Genomic DNA, 1,849 nt, shown 5'->3' on the forward strand with positions numbered 1-1,849 from the left:
CCCCGGACGCCCGCCCGTGGGCCGTTCCACCTCGGGTGGCGGCCGGGTGGCCGGCATCGTCATCGCGGTCGTCGCCGTGCTCGCCCTCGGCATCTGCGCCTGCCTGGGCGCGGCCAGCGTGCTGGTCGGGCGGTTCGGCTCGGAACCGGTGGCCGAGGATCCGTACCACGACGGCTACGACGAGCAGGATTCGTGGACTCCGGCCGCGCCCAGCCAGCCGACGCCCGCCACCACCCCGTCGGGCGGACCCGGCAGATACCCGGTGTCGTACGAGGTGACCGGCACCGGGCGGGGCAACATCCAGTACTACGACGCCAACGGCGACTTCATCCGCCTGGAGAGTGTGCGGCTGCCGTGGCGCGAGAAGATCCGCACCGACGATCCGAACCGGGTGATCGTGATCGCCACCGGCGACGGCGACGGTGCCCTCAGCTGCACGGCCCGGATCGGTGACCGTGCCCCGGTGACGCAGGTCGGGGAGCCGGGTAGGGAGGTGACCTGCCAGCCCAGCTGACCGGGCCGGCCGGCCCGTAGGCTGACCGGCGTGACGACGCTTCCCGATGTCGACCCGCTCGTGGCCCGGATGCGTCCCTTCGGGACGACCATCTTCGCCGAGATGTCCGCGCTCGCCGTCCGCACCGGGGCGGTCAACCTCGGGCAGGGCTTCCCGGACAGCGACGGCCCGCCGGAGATGCTCGCCGCCGCGGCCGAGGCGCTGCGTACCGGGCAGAACCAGTACCCGCCGGGTCCGGGTGTCCCCGCGCTGCGCGCGGCGGTCGCGGCCCACCAGCGCCGGTTCTGGCACCTGGCGTACGACCCGGACGCGGAGATCGTGATCACCGCCGGCGCCACCGAGGCGATCGCCGCCAGCATCCTGGCCCTCTGCGAGCCCGGGGACGAGGTGGTCTGCTTCGAGCCCTACTACGACTCGTACGCCGCCTCGGTCGCCCTGGCCGGCGCGGTGCGACGGCCGGTCACCCTGCGCCCCGACGAGACCGGCCGGTACGCCTTCGACCCGGCGCAGCTACGCGCCGCGTTCGGGCCCCGGACCCGGCTCGTCCTGCTCAACTCCCCGCACAACCCGACCGGCAAGGTGTTCACCCCCGACGAGCTGATCCTGATCGCCGAGCTGTGCCAGCAGCACGACGTCTACGCGGTCACCGACGAGGTCTACGAACACCTGGTCTTCACCGACGCCGCCAGCCGGCACCTGCCGCTGGCCGGTCTGCCCGGGATGCGGGAACGGACGCTGCGGATCTCCTCAGCCGGCAAGACGTTCTCCTGCACCGGCTGGAAGGTCGGCTGGGTCAGCGGGCCGGCCCGGCTGGTTTCGGCGGTGCTGCGGGTCAAGCAGTTCCTCACCTTCGTCAACGCCGCGCCGCTGCAACCGGCGGTCGCCGTGGCGCTGGGGCTGCCCGACGCCTACTTCACCGGGTTCCGGGACGACCTCCAACGGCGGCGTGACCAACTTGTGGCGGGCCTGGTCGACGCGGGCTTCGACGTGCTGAGCCCGGAGGGGACGTACTTCGTGACCGCCGACGTGACCGCGCTCGGCGGGCGGGACGGCGTGGAGTTCTGCCGGTCGCTGCCGGAGCGCTGCGGGGTGGTGGCCGTGCCCACCCAGGTCTTCTACGACGACCCGGAGGCCGGCCGGCGGCTGGTCCGGTTCGCCTTCTGCAAGCGGCCGGAGGTGCTCACCGAGGCGGTCGACCGGCTACGCAGCCTGGCGGGGCAGACCCGCTGACCCGGCCCGCCGGGCTCGGACCCGTGTCGCCCTCGTTCGCGGCTGTGGGGCTCGCGAACCCGGCTCACTGCCCGCACTGACGGAACGTCCGGGCGGGGGACCGGG

At 73.7% G+C, this 1,849-nt stretch carries 2 protein-coding genes; both read left to right on the plus strand.

Features of this window, described 5'->3' with window-relative positions:
- A partial coding sequence (locus tag E1182_RS30400; protein WP_243706506.1) for an MmpS family transport accessory protein occupies positions 1-514 on the plus strand: 514 nt, incomplete at its 5' end.
- A 30-nt stretch (positions 515-544) separates the two neighbouring features.
- Complete coding sequence (locus E1182_RS30405) at positions 545-1,744, plus strand: pyridoxal phosphate-dependent aminotransferase (RefSeq protein WP_132271169.1); 1,200 nt, start codon at positions 545-547, stop codon at positions 1,742-1,744.
- Positions 1,745-1,849 lie beyond the last annotated feature (105 nt).

The sequence above is a fragment of the Micromonospora sp. KC721 genome (assembly GCF_004348355.1).
Lineage (GTDB): Bacteria > Actinomycetota > Actinomycetes > Mycobacteriales > Micromonosporaceae > Micromonospora.